The organism is Paenibacillus lentimorbus NRRL B-30488, from assembly GCF_000411595.1.
Lineage (GTDB): Bacteria > Bacillota > Bacilli > Bacillales > Bacillaceae > Bacillus > Bacillus velezensis.
Genome location: NZ_ANAT01000010.1, coordinates 60,539 through 76,804, shown reverse-complemented (window position 1 = coordinate 76,804; position 16,266 = coordinate 60,539). Strand labels below are relative to the sequence as shown.

The 16,266-nt window shown below is 46.0% G+C and carries 13 protein-coding genes and 5 pseudogenes; 15 read left to right on the top strand and 3 right to left on the bottom strand.

The window, feature by feature from the left end; genetic code table 11:
* Window positions 1-11: 11 nt before the first annotated feature.
* The gene (clpE, locus tag D368_RS06700; RefSeq protein ID WP_014304900.1) at window positions 12-2,108 is read right to left on the bottom strand and encodes an ATP-dependent protease ATP-binding subunit ClpE; all 2,097 of its coding nucleotides are present in this window, start codon (window positions 2,106-2,108) and stop codon (window positions 12-14) included.
* A 400-nt stretch (window positions 2,109-2,508) separates the two neighbouring features.
* Between clpE and D368_RS06690 the strand changes: the two are divergent.
* The 6 genes and pseudogenes from D368_RS06690 to queF form a co-directional block, all read left to right on the top strand.
* A pseudogene (locus tag D368_RS06690) lies at window positions 2,509-3,537 on the top strand (YkvI family membrane protein); the annotation flags it as partial.
* Window positions 3,538-3,642: 105 nt separating this feature from the next.
* Window positions 3,643-4,763, top strand: a pseudogene (locus D368_RS06685) (hypothetical protein).
* 267 nt (window positions 4,764-5,030) lie between these two features.
* Window positions 5,031-5,669: a 7-cyano-7-deazaguanine synthase QueC gene (queC, locus tag D368_RS06680; RefSeq protein WP_128574656.1), complete on the top strand. Its 639-nt coding sequence runs from the start codon at window positions 5,031-5,033 to the stop codon at window positions 5,667-5,669.
* Entirely contained in the window at window positions 5,670-6,110 is a 441-nt protein-coding gene (gene queD, locus D368_RS06675; protein ID WP_128574655.1) for a 6-carboxytetrahydropterin synthase QueD, read from the top strand. It begins immediately after the preceding gene.
* Complete coding sequence (gene queE, locus D368_RS06670) at window positions 6,103-6,834, top strand: 7-carboxy-7-deazaguanine synthase QueE (RefSeq protein ID WP_003154676.1); 732 nt, start codon at window positions 6,103-6,105, stop codon at window positions 6,832-6,834. Before queD ends, queE begins: the two co-directional genes overlap by 8 nt.
* A gap of 17 nt (window positions 6,835-6,851) precedes the next feature.
* Entirely contained in the window at window positions 6,852-7,346 is a 495-nt protein-coding gene (gene queF, locus D368_RS06665; RefSeq protein WP_003154673.1) for a preQ(1) synthase, read from the top strand.
* 222 nt (window positions 7,347-7,568) lie between these two features.
* Here the strand turns inward: queF and D368_RS06660 are convergent, their stop codons facing one another.
* A complete protein-coding gene (locus D368_RS06660; RefSeq protein WP_101562959.1) occupies window positions 7,569-7,778 on the bottom strand; it encodes a helix-turn-helix domain-containing protein in 210 nt (69 codons plus the stop codon).
* Window positions 7,779-8,064: 286 nt separating this feature from the next.
* Between D368_RS06660 and D368_RS06655 the strand changes: the two genes are divergently transcribed.
* The 3 genes and pseudogenes from D368_RS06655 (at window position 8,065) to D368_RS06650 (ending at window position 9,367) form a co-directional block, all read left to right on the top strand.
* Window positions 8,065-8,472, top strand: coding sequence for a GNAT family N-acetyltransferase (locus D368_RS06655; RefSeq protein WP_128574654.1), 408 nt, complete (start codon window positions 8,065-8,067; stop codon window positions 8,470-8,472).
* Window positions 8,473-8,675: 203 nt separating this feature from the next.
* A pseudogene (locus D368_RS20055) lies at window positions 8,676-8,781 on the top strand (DUF8096 family protein); the annotation flags it as partial.
* A 311-nt stretch (window positions 8,782-9,092) separates the two neighbouring features.
* Window positions 9,093-9,367: pseudogene (locus D368_RS06650) on the top strand (DUF3219 family protein).
* 72 nt (window positions 9,368-9,439) lie between these two features.
* Here D368_RS06650 and D368_RS06645 read toward each other — a convergent pair.
* Window positions 9,440-9,625, bottom strand: coding sequence for a YkvS family protein (locus D368_RS06645; RefSeq protein ID WP_003154669.1), 186 nt, complete (start codon window positions 9,623-9,625; stop codon window positions 9,440-9,442).
* Window positions 9,626-9,788: 163 nt separating this feature from the next.
* Between D368_RS06645 and D368_RS06640 the strand changes: the two genes are divergently transcribed.
* The 6 genes and pseudogenes from D368_RS06640 (at window position 9,789) to D368_RS06615 (ending at window position 16,258) form a co-directional block, all read left to right on the top strand.
* Entirely contained in the window at window positions 9,789-9,983 is a 195-nt protein-coding gene (locus tag D368_RS06640; RefSeq protein ID WP_014304905.1) for a hypothetical protein, read from the top strand.
* Between the two features lie 273 nt (window positions 9,984-10,256).
* Window positions 10,257-10,880, top strand: coding sequence for a cell wall hydrolase (locus D368_RS06635; RefSeq protein ID WP_039062984.1), 624 nt, complete (start codon window positions 10,257-10,259; stop codon window positions 10,878-10,880).
* 115 nt (window positions 10,881-10,995) lie between these two features.
* A complete protein-coding gene (locus tag D368_RS06630) occupies window positions 10,996-12,336 on the top strand; it encodes a polysaccharide biosynthesis protein (RefSeq protein ID WP_101562961.1) in 1,341 nt (446 codons plus the stop codon).
* A gap of 62 nt (window positions 12,337-12,398) precedes the next feature.
* A complete protein-coding gene (gene stoA, locus D368_RS06625) occupies window positions 12,399-12,893 on the top strand; it encodes an endospore biogenesis thiol-disulfide oxidoreductase StoA (RefSeq protein ID WP_039251632.1) in 495 nt (164 codons plus the stop codon).
* Window positions 12,894-13,136: 243 nt separating this feature from the next.
* Window positions 13,137-15,049: pseudogene (locus D368_RS06620) on the top strand (heavy metal translocating P-type ATPase).
* Between the two features lie 114 nt (window positions 15,050-15,163).
* The gene (locus tag D368_RS06615; protein ID WP_101562963.1) at window positions 15,164-16,258 is read left to right on the top strand and encodes a M24 family metallopeptidase; all 1,095 of its coding nucleotides are present in this window, start codon (window positions 15,164-15,166) and stop codon (window positions 16,256-16,258) included.
* Window positions 16,259-16,266 lie beyond the last annotated feature (8 nt).

The window sequence follows — 16,266 nt, the reverse complement described above, 5'->3', positions numbered from 1 at the left end:
ACNCTTTTTTGTTATTGTGCCCGGACTTTGATGCCGTCCTCTTCCATTACGACATGGAAGGCTTTGATTTCGTTGTCATCCAATAGAAGATCTGTCATTTCGTCCTCTATCAATTCTTGGATGGTTCTTCTGAGCGGGCGTGCTCCGAAAGCGGGGTGGTAGCCGATTTCAGCGATTTTTTCTTTCGCATCATCGGTGACGCTCAGGCTGATGCCGCGCTCTTTTAATGTGTCTTCAAGCTCTGTGAGAAGCAGGCTGACGATTTTCACGAGATGTTCTTTTTTCAGGGATTGGAATTCAATAATGCTGTCAAACCGGTTTAAAAACTCCGGTTTGAAGAACGCGCTCAGTGAATCAATCAGCGTTTGTTCTTCCATGACGCTCTCTTCAGATTGGAATCCGACTTTCACCTGTTTTTCGCCGGTTCCAGCGTTGCTAGTCATAATCAAAACGGTATCTTTGAAGCTGACCGTTCTGCCCTGGCTGTCTGTCAGACGGCCGTCCTCCATAATCTGCAGAAACATATGCTGGACATCAGGATGGGCTTTTTCAATCTCGTCGAGCAGCACGATGCTGTACGGATTGCGGCGCACTTTTTCCGTTAATTGACCGGCTTCATCGTGTCCGACATATCCCGGCGGTGAACCGATAATTTTTGATACGGCGTGTTTTTCCATGTATTCACTCATATCGAGACGGATAATGGAATCTTTTGTACCGAACAGTTCATCTGCGAGTGTCTTTGATAACTCGGTTTTTCCGACTCCGGTCGGTCCGACAAAGAGGAAGGAGCCGACAGGTCTGTTTTTGGATTTTAAACCGGCACGGCTTCGTCTGACCGCTTTCGCCACTTTTTTCACGGCTTTTTCCTGACCGATGACACGCTGATGAAGATGCTCTTCAAGTTCCTTCATTTTGACTTGTTCATCAGCCTGGAGTTTTCCGACCGGAATGCCTGTTTTCTGTTCAATGATGGCTTGAATATGCTCCGCGCCGATTTCAGGTGAAGAGGCCGGTGTTTCATGCGCCAGCTGCTTTTCCAAAGCCGCTTCTTCATCACGCAGTTTCGCGGCAAGCTCATAATTTTCTTCCCGAAGCGCTTTTGTTTTCTCCGCGTCAATTGCTTTGAGTCTCTCAGCCGCATCTTCTTCATTTACGGTATCAAGCTCCAGGTTCGCCTTAGAGCCGGCTTCATCTAATAAGTCGATCGCTTTATCCGGCAGGTGGCGGTCCTGAATGTAACGGGATGAAAGCGTAACACAGGCGTTTATCGCTTCATTGCTGAATGTGACGCCGTGGTATTTCTCGTATTTATCTTTAATGCCTTCCAGAATGCTGATGGCTTGTTCTATTGTAGGCTCGTGAACCATGACAGGCTGGAAGCGTCTTTCAAGCGCCGCATCTTTTTCAATCTGGCGGTACTCTTTCAGCGTTGTCGCCCCGATGACCTGCAGCTCGCCTCTGGCAAGGGCCGGTTTCAGGATGTTCCCGGCATCCATTGATCCCTCGGCAGAGCCGGCGCCTACGAGAAGGTGAATCTCATCAATGAACAAGATGACGTTTTTCCGTTCTTTTAATTCGTTCATTAATTGTTTCATTCTTTCTTCAAACTGGCCTCTGATCCCTGTATTGGCGACGAGAGAAGCGACGTCAAGCAGGTAAAGTTCTTTGTTTTTCAATTTGTTCGGCACATCGCCTTCAGCGATTTTAAGCGCGAGGCCTTCTGCAATAGCCGTTTTACCGACGCCCGGCTCACCGATCAGCACCGGATTGTTTTTATTCCGGCGGTTCAAAATTTCAATTACGCGCGCCACTTCATTATCGCGGCCGATCACAGGGTCAATCAGACCTGCTTTTGCGCCGTTTGTGACGTTTTGAGCGAGCTCGTCGAGCAGGCCTTTTTCAGGGCCGGCCTGCTGTTTATTTTGATTGGGAGCGAAACCTTGCTCAAACGGGAATCCGAATGATTGCGGCCCCATGCTCATAGACGGTTTTCGGGTTAATTCTGTATAACATGTTTCACATAAAACGAATTGTTTTTGAATGGAATTGACTTGCATGTTCAGGCGAATCGTCGCCTCGTTTTTCTGACAATGTTGACAACGCATTTGCCAAAACCTCCTCGAAAAATGTTTGATCATCTTTGACCAAATGGATTAGAAAATAAGGCCGAAACTTTGACCTTCTTTGATTATTAGTATACTCTGACCTTCTTTGACTTTCAAGTATTTTGTTTCAAACCCCGAAAAATAAATGTTTACAGCATGATAAGTGATATTCGTGAGGTTTGATTAATTTTGACCAATATAGTCAGAAAGGAAATGAAATGCTTTGACCTTTCTTGATGAAGAGTATACGCCGGCCCTTTTTTCTTTCAATATTTTTGCTTAGAGGAGAGAGCTGAATCTGTTTTCTCCGGGGAAGGACGATTTGTTCGTCTTTTCGGGAGACTTGTCTCATAAGCATATATAAAGGCCTGGACAAATATGCGCTTAGCCGGAGGGTGAAATGGGACAAACAAAAGGTTCTGCAAGTCAGCTTGCATTTGTATACGTAGGCACGGTTGTAGGAGCCGGTTTTGCCACGGGACGGGAAATCGTTGAGTTTTTTCTGAAGTTCGGCTGGATCGGTCTGTTCGGTATCGTGGTAAGCGGTCTGATGTTTACATATTTAGGCGCCAAAATCATGATCATTTCCAAACGGATTCATGCAGCATCTTATCAGGAATTGAACACATATTTATTCGGCCAGTCCATCGGCCGCGCCGTGAACATGTTTATGATGTTTATATTGCTGGGAGTGACCTCTGTCATGCTGTCCGGAGCTGGAGCGCTGTTTCATGAACAGCTTGGCTGGCCCGCACAAGCCGGGATCCTTCTGACGATCGTACTGAGCTTTGCCGTCATGACAAGCGGTGTTAAAGGTGTGGTCGGCGTCAATATATTGGTTGTGCCGCTTTTAATTTCTTTCTCTTTTATCGTGACAGCTGATTCATTTGTATTTACAAGCACGAGAAACGCGGACGAATGGGTATGGCCTGATAAGTGGAACTGGCTTTTGTCCGCCGTCTCTTACGGCGCGTTAAATTTATCGCTCGCCCAAGCCGTCCTTGTGCCGCTTGCGAACGAAATGTCTTCAGAGAAGGTGATCAGAAGGGGAGCTTATTTAGGCGGCGTTCTGTTGACACTGGTGCTTGCCGCGAGCTTCTTATCATTATCGGTGCTGCCGGATGTGCTGGAGTTTGACATTCCGATGGCTCAAGTCGTCTATTCGTATTCGCGTTCGCTTCATATCATTTATTTGTTTATTATTTTCGGGGAAGTGTTTACGTCGGTTATCGGCAATTTATACGGATTGGAAAAACAATTAAACAGTTTTCTTCATATAAAAAGTACATATATTTACGGCGGCATTTTGGCGTTTGCTTTCATTATCAGCCAAATCGGTTACGGGCAGCTGATTTCCACCGTTTATCCGGTGTTTGGGTATGTGAGCCTCGCTTTCATCGGCGCATTGATTTGCAAAAAAATCCCGAAAGAAAATAAGGATATAAGGAAAATGTCTGTATTTTTTGGGAATTCCCCTTCTTTTTTCCTGCCATTTCTGTATAATGAATTGGGAAATGATGGGGAGGAGTAAGAGATGAAGGATCGACGTGTATTATTGGGATTTATTTTTATTTGTATCGGCATTGCGTTTTTTTTACAGAAGGCGGGAGTTATACATATATCCGCAGGTTCGGCGTGGCCGTTTCTTTTCATTATGATGTCCGCAGGATTTCACGCCGGATTTATTTTTGCGAAAAAAACGCCTGAACAGGCGGGACTGCTCGTTCCCGGCGGTATGTTTCTTGTGCTGGGCTGCCTGTTTTGTTTTGAGACCGCAACGGGATGGACGTATTCAGGCGTGACGTGGCCTGTTTATATATGGGCGCCTGCTCTCGGTCTGTTTGAGCTGTGGTATTTCGGCGGGAGAAAGATCGGCGTATTGATTCCTGCTTTCATCCTGACAGCCGCGGGAGCACTATGCTTTGCCGGTATGCTGATGCCGGGGCTGTGGCCGCTTTTGATCATCGCAGCCGCGCTTTTGTTTCACGCCGCTGCCTTTATGCAGCCGAAAAAAGATCGGGCCTTCTTATTCCGGGCGGCATTTTGCTTGTGACGGGCGGCTTGTTATGGTTTGAAACGCTGACGGATTGGACATACGCAAATGTGACATCGCCTGTCTACCTCTTTGCCGTTGCATTCGGCCTGTTTGAAGCCTGGCTGTTCGGCAGAAGGCAAAGAGGGCTTTTGACTGCTGCGGCGGTTCTGTGCGCCGCGGGCATTTTCGGCATATTCACCAATGCAAATGAAGTCATCAGCGAACGCGGCTGGCCCGTTCTCATTCTGTTGCTGGGCGCCGCTTTTCACATTCCGATTTTCGGCCGGAAACCTGTCAAAAACGCGGGACTTCTCGTACCGGGCGGCATCTTATTGATTACGGGGATCTTGTTTGTCTTTGAAACGGCAACCAATTGGTCTTACTCCGATGTGACATGGCCTGTTTACCTGTTGGCAACGGCATTCGGTTTATTTGAGCTGTGGCTGTTCGGCGGGAAACAGAAGGCGCTGCTCATCCCGGTTGCGGTGCTGACCTTGACAGCACTTTGCTTTATGATGACGTATCAGCCGATTATTCCGGTTTCTGTTTTCTGGCCTGCTTTATTTGTTCTGATCGGGATTGCGCTGATGGTATTTCCGGGGAAAAAACGCGGGGCTTAAATCCGCTTTTGCAGCCTGACACAGGTTTCAGGCTGTTTTTTTATTGTCACGGGAAACAATATTATGGTATGATAGCAAAAGTGAAAAAAGAAGAAAATCCGTATTGATGCGGGAGAGGTTCTAGCTACACCCTCTATAAAAACTAAGGACGAGCTGTATCCTTGGATACGGTTTTTTATGTTTTTTAGGGCGCCTTCTCCGAAAAAGGCGCTTTTTTTATGGAATGATAGATAAGGGAGAGAAAGACATGAAAAAGAAAAAGCGGTTGTGGTGTTCAGCGGAGGCCAAGACAGCACGACTTGTTTATTATGGGCTTTGCAAAACTTTGAAGAAGTGGAAACCGTTACATTCCATTATAATCAGCGTCACCAAGAAGAAATCGATGTGGCAAAATCGATTGCCGAAAAGCTCGGTGTCAAAAATCACTTGCTTGATATGTCTCTTTTAAATCAGCTTGCGCCGAATGCGCTGACAAGAGATGATATCGAAATTGAAGCGAAGGACGGGGAATTGCCGACAACCTTTGTACCGGGACGCAACCTTGTATTTTTATCCTTTGCATCGATTCTTGCATATCAAATCGGCGCGCGCCACATTATTACCGGTGTTTGCGAGACTGATTTCAGCGGCTACCCGGACTGCCGTGACGAGTTTGTCAAATCCTGCAACGTCACCGTCAACTTGGCGATGGAAAAGCCGTTCGTCATTCATACGCCCCTTATGTGGCTGAACAAAGCAGAAACGTGGAAACTTGCGGATGAGCTCGGCGCGCTTGATTTTGTAAAGAATAACACACTGACTTGCTATAACGGCATCATTGCGGACGGATGCGGCGAATGCCCGGCATGCCTGCTCCGCAATAAAGGATATGATGAATATATGAAAATGAAAGGAGAGCGGAACTAATTGCTTTCTCAAATTTACCCGCAGGTTCAGCATCCTTATTCGTTTGAGTTGAATAAGGACATGCACATTTCAGCCGCGCACTTTATTCCCCGCGAAAGCGCCGGAGCGTGCAGCAGAGTCCACGGGCACACGTATACAGTAAATATTACAGTTGCGGGGGATGAACTGGACGATTCAGGCTTTCTCGTGAATTTCAGCGTGCTGAAGAAATTGGTGCACGGCACTTATGACCATACATTGCTGAATGACCATGAGGAATTTTCTGAAGATGACAGATATTCACTGCCGACGACCGAGGTCGTGGCCAAAACGATTTATGATAAGGTGCAGTCCTACCTCGAAACACTGGAGAATCAGCCGGTCTGCGTGCAGGTTTTTGTCAGGGAAACCCCGACAAGCTATTGCGTATACCGCCCGAAAAAAGGTGATAGGAATGGCTAAAGGAATTCCGGTATTAGAAATTTTCGGACCGACGATACAAGGGGAGGGCATGGTTATCGGCCAGAAAACCATGTTCGTCCGCACGGCGGGCTGCGACTACTCCTGCAGCTGGTGCGACTCCGCTTTTACATGGGACGGCTCAGCCAAAAAAGATATCCGCTGGATGACGGCGGAAGACATTTACCGCGAGCTGAGAGAAATCGGCGGAGACGCCTTTTCCCATGTCACCATCTCAGGAGGAAACCCGGCGCTGTTAAAGCAGCTTGACGCGCTGATTTTGCTGCTGAAAGAGCACGGGGTGCGCGCCGCTTTAGAAACGCAGGGAACGGTCTATCAGGATTGGTTCACAATGATTAACGACCTGACGATTTCACCGAAGCCGCCAAGTTCGGGGATGACAACCGATTTTGCAAAGCTCGATCACATTGTGTCTTCGCTTGATGCGGCAGAAAGGCTTAACGCGGTCAGCTTAAAGGTCGTCATTTTTAATGATGAAGATCTGCAATTCGCGAAAACCGTGCACAAGCGGTATCCGAATATTCCGTTTTACCTTCAGGTCGGAAACGATAACGTCCATACGACGGACGACCGGGCATTGATCGCACATCTGCTCGGAAAATACGAAACACTCGTTGATAAGGTTTCTGCCGATTCGGATCTGAATCTCGTCAGAGTCCTGCCTCAGCTGCATACATTGCTTTGGGGCAATAAACGGGGAGTTTAATAGAAAGGGAGATTTATATGACAAGAAAAGAATCAGAATTAGAAGGAGTTACGCTCCTGGGGAATCAAGGGACAAACTATTTATTTGAATATGCGCCGGAGGTTTTGGAATCATTTCCGAATAAACACGTGAACCGTGATTATTTCGTTAAATTCAACTGCCCGGAATTTACGTCGCTTTGCCCGAAAACGGGACAGCCGGATTTTGCAACCATCTACATCAGCTATATTCCGGACGAAAAAATGGTGGAAAGCAAATCGCTGAAGCTGTATCTTTTCAGCTTCCGCAACCACGGAGATTTCCACGAGGACTGCATGAACATCATCATGAATGATTTGATCGAATTAATGGACCCCCGCTACATTGAAGTATGGGGCAAATTCACGCCAAGAGGCGGAATCTCCATTGACCCGTATACAAACTACGGCAGACCGGGAACAAAATATGAAAAAATGGCCGAACATCGGATGATGAATCATGATATGTATCCGGAGACGATTGACAACCGTTAATTTCAGACGGAGTACGGACTCGGAATATAACCTAAATACCCCCGGTTGCGGTCCGAAGTGTGAAACGGAGTGAGGTCACGGTAAAACCCGAAGATTTAGCGTCAGTTTTAGACGGAAATGTGAGCGAGTCACAGCGAAGTGTGACCCGACTGTGACCCGAAGAAGCCATAGTGTGACCACGATCCCTGTCTTTCTAGGCGGGGATTTTTCAATACGTTCTATTTATTCAGCGTCCTCAATTTCGAATAGCTCATCGACTTCTACGTCGAGCGCTTTCGCAATCGAAAAAACGTGCCAGTCTTCGTGGCGACTATTCTTATCGAAGCGCGATATCGAACCTTGTGGCACACCAGATGCTTCCGAAAGTCTTACCTGCGTCCACCCTTTCGCCTTCATAACGGCGTTTAGGCGCGGCGCTGCATTTAGTTTCATTTTGACCACCTCTGCGACCATTATAAGTCTTTTTAAAAGAGCAAGTATAGTCTATTCAGTTTATTTCTAAGGTTGCTTACGCTCAGGTATAAAAATATATAAAATGCTATTCACCTAAATGGTGAAAACGAAAGCAATTGCAATAAGAGCAGTTGCTTTTTTTAGCCGGGCAGCATTTCTGTAATAAATAAAAATTTAATTTACGGAAGAAACATGGCAGTTAGCACAACAGAAAATTATAAAAAAGATATAATAGTTCTAAATAACATCAACTTGGAGGGAAAAAATGAAGTTAGAAATACGATTAGCAAGTGCAGAAGAATATCAGATTGTGCATAAAATTATGTTAGAGGCATTTGAAGAATATAGATTTCTTGAAGTTCCCTCTAGTGCATTAAATGAACCGTTAGATCATCTATTAAATGCAATGAAACAAGGATTAGAAAAAGCATTGTTGTGCTTTGTAGATGGGGAACCAGTTGCTTCTTCTAGAATCACATTAAAAGATACCTCGATATATTTTTCAAGATTATCCGTTACATCACACGCAAGAGGAAAAGGGATAGCGAAAGCAATATTATTATGGATTGAGAATTATGCTATTGAAAATAAAAAAGAAAATAGAATGCCGTGTTCGTGCATCATTACCAAAAAATATAAGCTTGTACGAAAGAATGGGTTACATAGTTTATAAAGAAGAAACGGTTACCAACCCTAATGGTTATGAAGTTAAAACAGTAGTAATGGAAAAACCTATACTTTAGAAACTAGGTGAACTTCTTGTAACAAATGAACTGCAAATTGGATAGTTTGTGAAGTAATACACTTAACAATCGGGTGCATTTGCATATTATATATGTCTAATATGTATGACCCCTTATTTTAAATGTAGTCTTGGTAACAGCAGGACGATGTGATAACTGCGACTATATGCTATTCAAAAGTTCGGTGAAGAAATGGGAAGTTTCCTCGGGAGTGCCGGCGGTCTCGGAATATAACCTAAATACCCCCGCCTTTTAAGCGGGGGTATTTTTCGTCTCTGCCACGCAGCCAAAAAGGTGCATGATATTCGCACAGAACTTCTATAAGGAAAAGAGATCATTTGGAGAAAAGAAAAAGACGAGTAAACCCGGGGGGAGTGTACTCGCCGCTTCAATACGTGACGGGTGCTGGATGGCAGCTCGTCTGTTTCATTATAAAATAGGGAACGTATGTTTGTAAAGGCCTGAGCTGTTTTTTCTTATTCGGAGCGGATCAATTGTAAAGGAATGGCCAGCATGGTAGCATGTCCTGTAAAAAGAAGGAGTGTTCGTTATGGAGCCGTTAGAGTTAAACGGTGTAAGGCTGAAAATGTATGATTGTAAAGAAAGTGCGGGCAAAAACGGCCGTATGATTTCATTCGTATTGAAGGTGACCTCTGAAACGTATCATGATATTGCCGTCCTTTTGTACGAAAAAACATTTGACATCAAGGCGCCCGAGCGTGGGCTTGAATTCCGCGGTAAAATAACCAACTACTATACATCCGTCACAAATCTTTACAATAAAGATGAGACCGGTGATTTTTTGTGGAAATGACCGAGATCTGAATTCATTTGAAAAAGCTGCCGGGCGGCAGCTTTTGTGCGGGATATGTAAATGGTTCGGATTGTTCGGGGGGTTTAATAGGAGTCTCTGATGATTTTATAATTCTTATGGTTGACGACAGTGAGGGAATCTAATTCAAGGTCACGATAATTATCCATGATGGTTACATCAACGATGACGGAGTTTTCATTTACTTTTTCAACAATACCGGTTAATCCGTTTTTAAATTCAATGACGTTTCCAACCTTAGCAATTTTCACGAGCTTCCTCTCCTTTATCATAAATCCTGTTTGAAAATATTTTGCAGTATTTTCTTTAAGAAGTAAAGCGATATGGGTATCAGCCCGCTCAATCATTGTCCCGGCGGGGGAAAGATGGTATATTGTTTTTCGGGAAAAAGCCGAGAAAAGGAGGCTGTATTCGTTGCTGCCTGAGGAAATTTCAGAACGTATCAACCAAATGCGCACCGGTGAAATCAAAGAATTCAGGGTGCAGAAAGAACATTTTCTTGCATTTCGAGCAGTTTTATCGAAGCAGGAAGATTTTAAGCATTTCCGCGGTATTGCCCAGCAGGGCGGAGATGTTATCTTCCAGTATTTAGAACAGCCAAGAAGCTGACGGCTCCTCGCCCTTGAGGAGTCTTTTTTTGGTTTCAGTTTCTCATTTCATCTGGCTGTAACAGATGTAAACAAAATGTAAAATCCCTCCGATGGATACTTTTACTGCTATTTGGTTAATGTTGTGAAAATGACGGCTGTTTTCCTGCCAATAACAAGGTTGTTAACAAACTTCTTCCATTATAAAAGCTGATTGGGAGCGCTGGAAAATCTTTAAACGTGAATTTGCGCACAGCTCTTGTTAAGGTAGTGAAGTATTTAAGGAGGAAATCGTATGACGACAAAATTTGCTGCCTTGGCTGTCTTTTTTCTATGTTTTATGCCTGCATCAAAAATTGAACATACAGAAGCTCTGTTTACTTTTGCGAAGAAGCCAAAGCAAGAACCCAGCACACTGGTTGCTGATTTAAATAAAAAAAGCCCGGTTCCGAAGCTTTCAAAAACGGATCATAAGCATTCTATCCAACCGATAAAGCTGTCATCTCACCAAGAGAAGAAAGCAAAACCGGAAGAGACGGCTTATCAGCCGCCGAAAAAAACGTATTCCCGCGCTGACAGACAACTTCTGTCACGTCTCGTTCACGCAGAAGCGAAAGGTGAATCTTATAAAGGGAAGGTTGCGGTAGCCAGCGTAGTGCTGAACCGCACTGAAAAAAACGGTTTCCCGGATACCATTCGGGGCGTGATCTATCAAAGGAATGCATTTGAACCGGTAGCAAACGGAAGCATTAATCAAAAGCCGGATAAGGATTCCATCGCCGCCGCAAATGAGGCGCTTGACCATCCGGGCAGAGAAACGAACGCGTTGTTTTTCTACAATCCGAAAACGGCATCTGATCATTGGATCCGTTCCCGAAAAATTATCGAACGGATCGGCAGACACGTATTTGCGATGTAAGCATAGCGGGATCAAAAATATCCCCGCTATGCTTTTTTCAATTTTGAGAAATCGAAAATATTTTCAGAACTTGTCTCATATGATGATGGAAGAACGAGAGACAAGGAGAGACACCATGAATCGATTTGTGAAAGGGATCATTCTTTTATCCATCGCCGCCTTTTTCGCGGAATGTCTGGAATTTGTCGTGAATATGATACTGGCGCGGGAGCTTGGCGAGCATGGGATGGGGCTTTACATGAGCATTCTGCCCACCATCTTTTTAATTATCGTGATCGCCAGTCTGGAGCTTCCGATCTCTATTTCAAAATTCATCGCGGAATCCAATCAGAAGCTGCATGAAAGCATGCTCCGGCATGCCTTCAGAATGACCGCCGTTTTTACCGCGTTTTCAACCGCGGCCGCAAGCGTCGCGCTGCCGTTCATTCCCGTATTCGATACGTATCACCCCTTTATTAAAGGGATTGTCATCGGGCTGATTCCAGTCGTCGCTTTTACATCCATCGCCAGAGGTTATTTTATGGGTGTGCAGCAAATGGGAAAAATCGCGGTTGCGAATGTCTTGAAAAAAATCATTCAAGTGCTTTGTCTGTTTATCTTTTTTCAATGGTACTCTTTTGAAATTGATATGGCCGTGCTTATTTCGTTATTTGTGCTGGTCGCAAGCGATGTTGTGGTGTTCGTTTATTTGTATACGCAGTTTATTTTGGCGCGGAGGGCGCTTTCCGGCCATCAGCACATTCATCTTCGCGGGAAAGACGTGCGGAAACGCCTCCTGGCCGTATCCATCCCGACAACGGGACTTCGTATATTTCATGCGGTGACAAACGCAGTTGAACCCTTCTTGGTTAAAGGAGCGCTGCTGGCGTCCGGGGCAGCCGGGACAGCCGCGATTGATCAATACGGCATGCTTGCCGGTGTAGCGATGACAATCGGTTCGTTTCCCGCATTTATCGCCCATTCGCTGATGGTCGTCATGATTCCCAGCATTTCAGAAGCGTATACGCTGTCCCAATATGATATTGTGCTGAAACGGCTGAGACAAGCGATTTTTATTACATTCGGCTATGGCATTCCGGCGGTCTGGGTCATGTTTCAGTTCGCGGGCCCGCTGACCCATTTGTTTTTTCAGTCTCCGGAAGCGCAGTATTATTTGCAGCTTTTGTGGCCGTTTTTTCTTTTTCATCTGTTTGTGATGCCGCTTCAAGCCTGTCTGATCGGCATCGGCCACGTGAAAACGGCGTTTTATCATAACGTATGGAGCAGCATTGTAGGGCTTTCGATGATGTATGTGCTCGGTTCTATGCCGGAATTGCAAATGCTCGGCATTATACTCGGTATGAATACCGGCATGATTCTTCTGACAAGTTTACATTACGCGACGATCTGCAAAGACCTCGGTGTCTCTGTGTTTTTGACGGGCGGCGGAAGAACAGCGCCCCGGATTGAAAGCTGAAAAGGCTGATACATTTCAATAAGGAAGGGCAAGCTATCCGAAACGCGTGAAAGGAAGATCATATGCATAAAACCCGCCTAATTGTATGTGCAGTCCTTTTGATAGCTGCCGCCGTCTGGATGCCTGAAGCAAAAGCCTCATCAGAAAAACAGGCAGTTCCCGCCGTGTTTCTGATGAAGACGATTGAAGGAGACGAAATATCGATTCCGAATAAAGGGCAGAAAACGATTTTACATTTTTGGACATCGTGGTGTCCGCCGTGCAAAAAAGAACTGCCGCAATTCCAAACCTATTTTGAACAGCATCAGTCTGATGATGTAAGCCTTGTAACGGTAAATTTGATGAATGCCGAGCGAAATAAAAATACCGTTCAAAACTTTGTCACTCAGCACCATCTCACATTCCCGATTGTTCTTGACACGAAAGGCGAGCTTATGAAGGAATACGATGTCATGACGATTCCCACGTCATTTCTGCTGAATGAAAAAGGAGAAATCGAAAAAAAGATCGTCGGTCCGATGACCGCCTCACAGTTAAAAGAATGGTCAGAGAATTAAAAAGGTGCGGGAGGAATTCCTCCCGCACCTTTTTTTGCATATAATGAACAGCTGAAGAAACACTAATGATAATTATTATCAAAAAGAAATTAAAACAATTATAATTGAAATCTTCCGCCGGCATGCTATAATAAAGAAAACACTGCGATAACACTGTGAAAATGCTGCCTGTCAGGCGGCTGTTTTACTTTTATCGGGGAATTGAAGATGATTTGCGTTCTCAATTAGAGAGGAGAATTCATAATGAATGAACAAGTGATGACACAAACCCATTCACAACAGCACATACAAGAAGAGCGGGCCGGAAAAAAGTGGCTCCAGCATGCAGAACTCATTGCGGCGCTCGTATCCGGCGTCCTTATTCTTGCGGCCTGGTTTTTTACCGAAACAAAAGGCCTGTCCGTCACTTTGTATATCCTTGCCTTCCTGATCGGGGGATTTGCAAAAGCGAAAGAGGGAATTGAGGATACCATTGAGACGAAGGCGTTAAATGTGGAACTGCTGATGATTTTTGCGGCTGTCGGCTCCGCCCTGATCGGTTATTGGGCGGAAGGCGCTGTTCTTATCTTTATTTTTTCGTTAAGCGGCGCGCTCGAAACATATACGATGAATAAAAGCAGCCGTGATTTAACCTCCTTGATGAAACTGGAACCGGAGGAAGCGACCCTGCTTGCGGACGGACGGGAAAAGCGGGTGCCGGCTGCTGAACTTAAGATCGGTGACATGATCGTCATTAAGCCGGGCGAACGCGTAGCGGCAGACGGGATCATTGAGTCTGGCGTGACGAGCCTCGATGAATCGGCGCTGACGGGTGAGGCGATGCCGGCGGAAAAACAGCAGGAGATTCTGTGTTTACAGGAACGGTAAACGGAAACGGCTCCTTAACGGTCCGTGTGACGAAAACAAATGAACAGTCTTTATTCAGAAAAATCATCCGGCTGGTGGAATCAGCCCAAAACAGCGTGTCACCGGCTCAGGCATTTATTGAGCGATTCGAAAGTGTCTATGTCAAAGGCGTGCTGTTAGCCGTGGCTTTGCTTTTATTCGTTCCTCATTTCGCTTTAGGCTGGAGCTGGAGTGAAACCTTTTACCGGGCGATGGTGTTTATGGTGGTCGCCTCCCCGTGCGCGCTTGTCGCTTCTATTATGCCCGCTGCGCTTTCCCTTATCTCAAATGGGGCCCGCAACGGATTATTGGTTAAAGGAAGTGTGTTTTTAGAGCAGCTGGGAAGCGTACGGATGATCGCATTTGACAAAACCGGCACGGTCACAAAGGGACAGCCGGCAGTCGCGGCATTTCAAGCTGCGGAACATGTGAGTGAAGATGAGATCATGCAGGCGGTGTATGCGATAGAAAAGCAATCAAGCCACCCGCTTGCAAAAGCGATAGCTGAATTTGCCGAAAGCCGGGGCGCCGCGCCCGCAGGCCATCTATCGATTGACGAGACGTCGGGATTCGGCGTTCAGGCTGAAATAGAAGGCGTCAAATGGATGGTCGGAAAAGCGGGATTTGCAGGCGAACATGCGGCAGATGCTTTTTTGCAGACATCGGGAAAAGAATTAAAGGATAAAGGCTTTACACTGGTCTTTGTTAAAAAAGATGACCGGATTGCAGGCTGCTTCGCCTTAAAGGATCAAATCCGCCCTGAAGCCAAAGCCGTGATGGCTGAGCTTGAATCACTGGGCATTCAAACAGCCATGCTCACCGGCGATCAGTCTGAAACTGCGGCTGCCATCGCGAAAGAGGCGGGCATGACGACGGTTGTTGCCGATTGTCTGCCGGACCAAAAGGCAAAAGAAGTGAAGAAGCTGAAAGAAACGTACGGCACAATCGCCATGGTCGGAGACGGCATTAATGACGCGCCCGCTCTGAAAACCGCTGACGTCGGTATTGCGATGGGCGGGGGAACGGACGTGGCTCTTGAAACGGCTGACTTAGTCCTTATGAAAAATGATCTTCACAAGCTTGTAAAAATGTGCAGACTCTCAAGGAAAATGAACCGGATTATTAAGCAGAATATTGTTTTCTCGCTCTCGGTCATCTGCCTTTTGATCTGCGCTAACTTTCTGCAGGTGATGGAACTGCCGTTTGGCGTAATCGGGCATGAGGGGAGCACGATTCTGGTCATACTGAACGGACTGAGATTATTAAAATAAAGATGACAGCCGCACATCGGGCGGCTGTTTTTTTAAATGTTCGTTCACAGCATAAACGCCGGAAAACTGATAGAATGAATAAAGAGTCACTTTGGTAAGGAGGAAAAGCAAAAAATGAACAGATTAGAACGTGTTTCATCTTGGCTGAAAAAAGAAGGACATGATGCGGCGTTTATACATACAAAGGAAAACGTATTTTATTTAACTGATTTTTACACGGACCCGCATGAGCGGTTAATGGGATTGTTCCTGTTTCAGGAACAGGAGCCGTTTTTCGTTTGTCCGGGAATGGAAGCCGGACAAGCCCGAAGCGCCGGATGGGAGCATGGTATTATCGGCTACGGCGATCACGAAGATCCGTGGGAGCTGATCAAAGCCGAGCTCACAAAACAAAATGTGCGGCTTGATTCCATCGCGGTTGAAAAGGATTCGATCTCTCTTTCCCGCTCAGAACAGCTCAAACAAGCTTCAGGGGGCGCTGTATTTGTTTCGGCAGAAGAAACGCTCAATCAATTCCGTCTCGTAAAAGATGAGAAGGAAATCAGCATTCTCAGGGAAGCGGCAAAACTCGCGGATTACGGGGTTGAAGTCGGTGTCGCGGCGCTTAAAGAGGGTGTGAGTGAAACCGAAGTACTCGCACAGATTGAGTTTGAGCTGAAGAAAAAAGGTGTGCAGGGCATGTCATTTTCAACGATGGTGCTGTTCGGGGAAAAATCAGGCCAGCCCCATGGGAATCCGGGTGCAGACCGGTTGAAAAAAGGCGATTTTGTTCTGTTTGATCTGGGCGTTATTCTTGACGGCTACTGTTCAGACATTACGAGAACATTCGCATACCAATCAATCAGCCCGAAACAGGAAGAGATTTACGAAACGGTGCTTAAAGCTGAACAGGCGGCGCTTCAATTAAGCAAACCCGGCGTCAGAATCGGCGATCTTGATTTAAAAGCCCGCGGCATTATTGAAAAAGCCGGATACGGAGACTATTTCCCGCACCGCCTCGGCCACGGACTCGGGATTTCGGTTCACGAATATCCATCAATGAGCAGCGCGAACGACACACTCCTCAAAGAAGGCATGGTGTACACGATAGAACCGGGGATTTACGTACCGGATGTCGGCGGCGTGCGCATAGAAGACGATGTGTTTGTCACAAAAGACGGCGCCGAAGCATTAACGCAGTATCCGAAAGAATTAACGATTCTGAAATAGAAAGCTTT

Bases quoted from the DNA above. Each gene is read 5' to 3' on its own strand.
- clpE (WP_014304900.1), bottom strand. From the start codon at position 2,108: ATGCGTTGTCAACATTGTCAGAAAAACGAGGCGACGATTCGCCTGAAC.
- queE (WP_003154676.1), top strand. From the start codon at position 6,103: ATGGCTAAAGGAATTCCGGTATTAGAAATTTTCGGACCGACGATACAA.
- queF (WP_003154673.1), top strand. From the start codon at position 6,852: ATGACAAGAAAAGAATCAGAATTAGAAGGAGTTACGCTCCTGGGGAAT.
- D368_RS06660 (WP_101562959.1), bottom strand. From the start codon at position 7,778: ATGAAACTAAATGCAGCGCCGCGCCTAAACGCCGTTATGAAGGCGAAA.
- D368_RS06655 (WP_128574654.1), top strand. From the start codon at position 8,065: ATGAAGTTAGAAATACGATTAGCAAGTGCAGAAGAATATCAGATTGTG.
- D368_RS06635 (WP_039062984.1), top strand. From the start codon at position 10,257: ATGACGACAAAATTTGCTGCCTTGGCTGTCTTTTTTCTATGTTTTATG.
- D368_RS06630 (WP_101562961.1), top strand. From the start codon at position 10,996: ATGAATCGATTTGTGAAAGGGATCATTCTTTTATCCATCGCCGCCTTT.
- stoA (WP_039251632.1), top strand. From the start codon at position 12,399: ATGCATAAAACCCGCCTAATTGTATGTGCAGTCCTTTTGATAGCTGCC.
- D368_RS06615 (WP_101562963.1), top strand. From the start codon at position 15,164: ATGAACAGATTAGAACGTGTTTCATCTTGGCTGAAAAAAGAAGGACAT.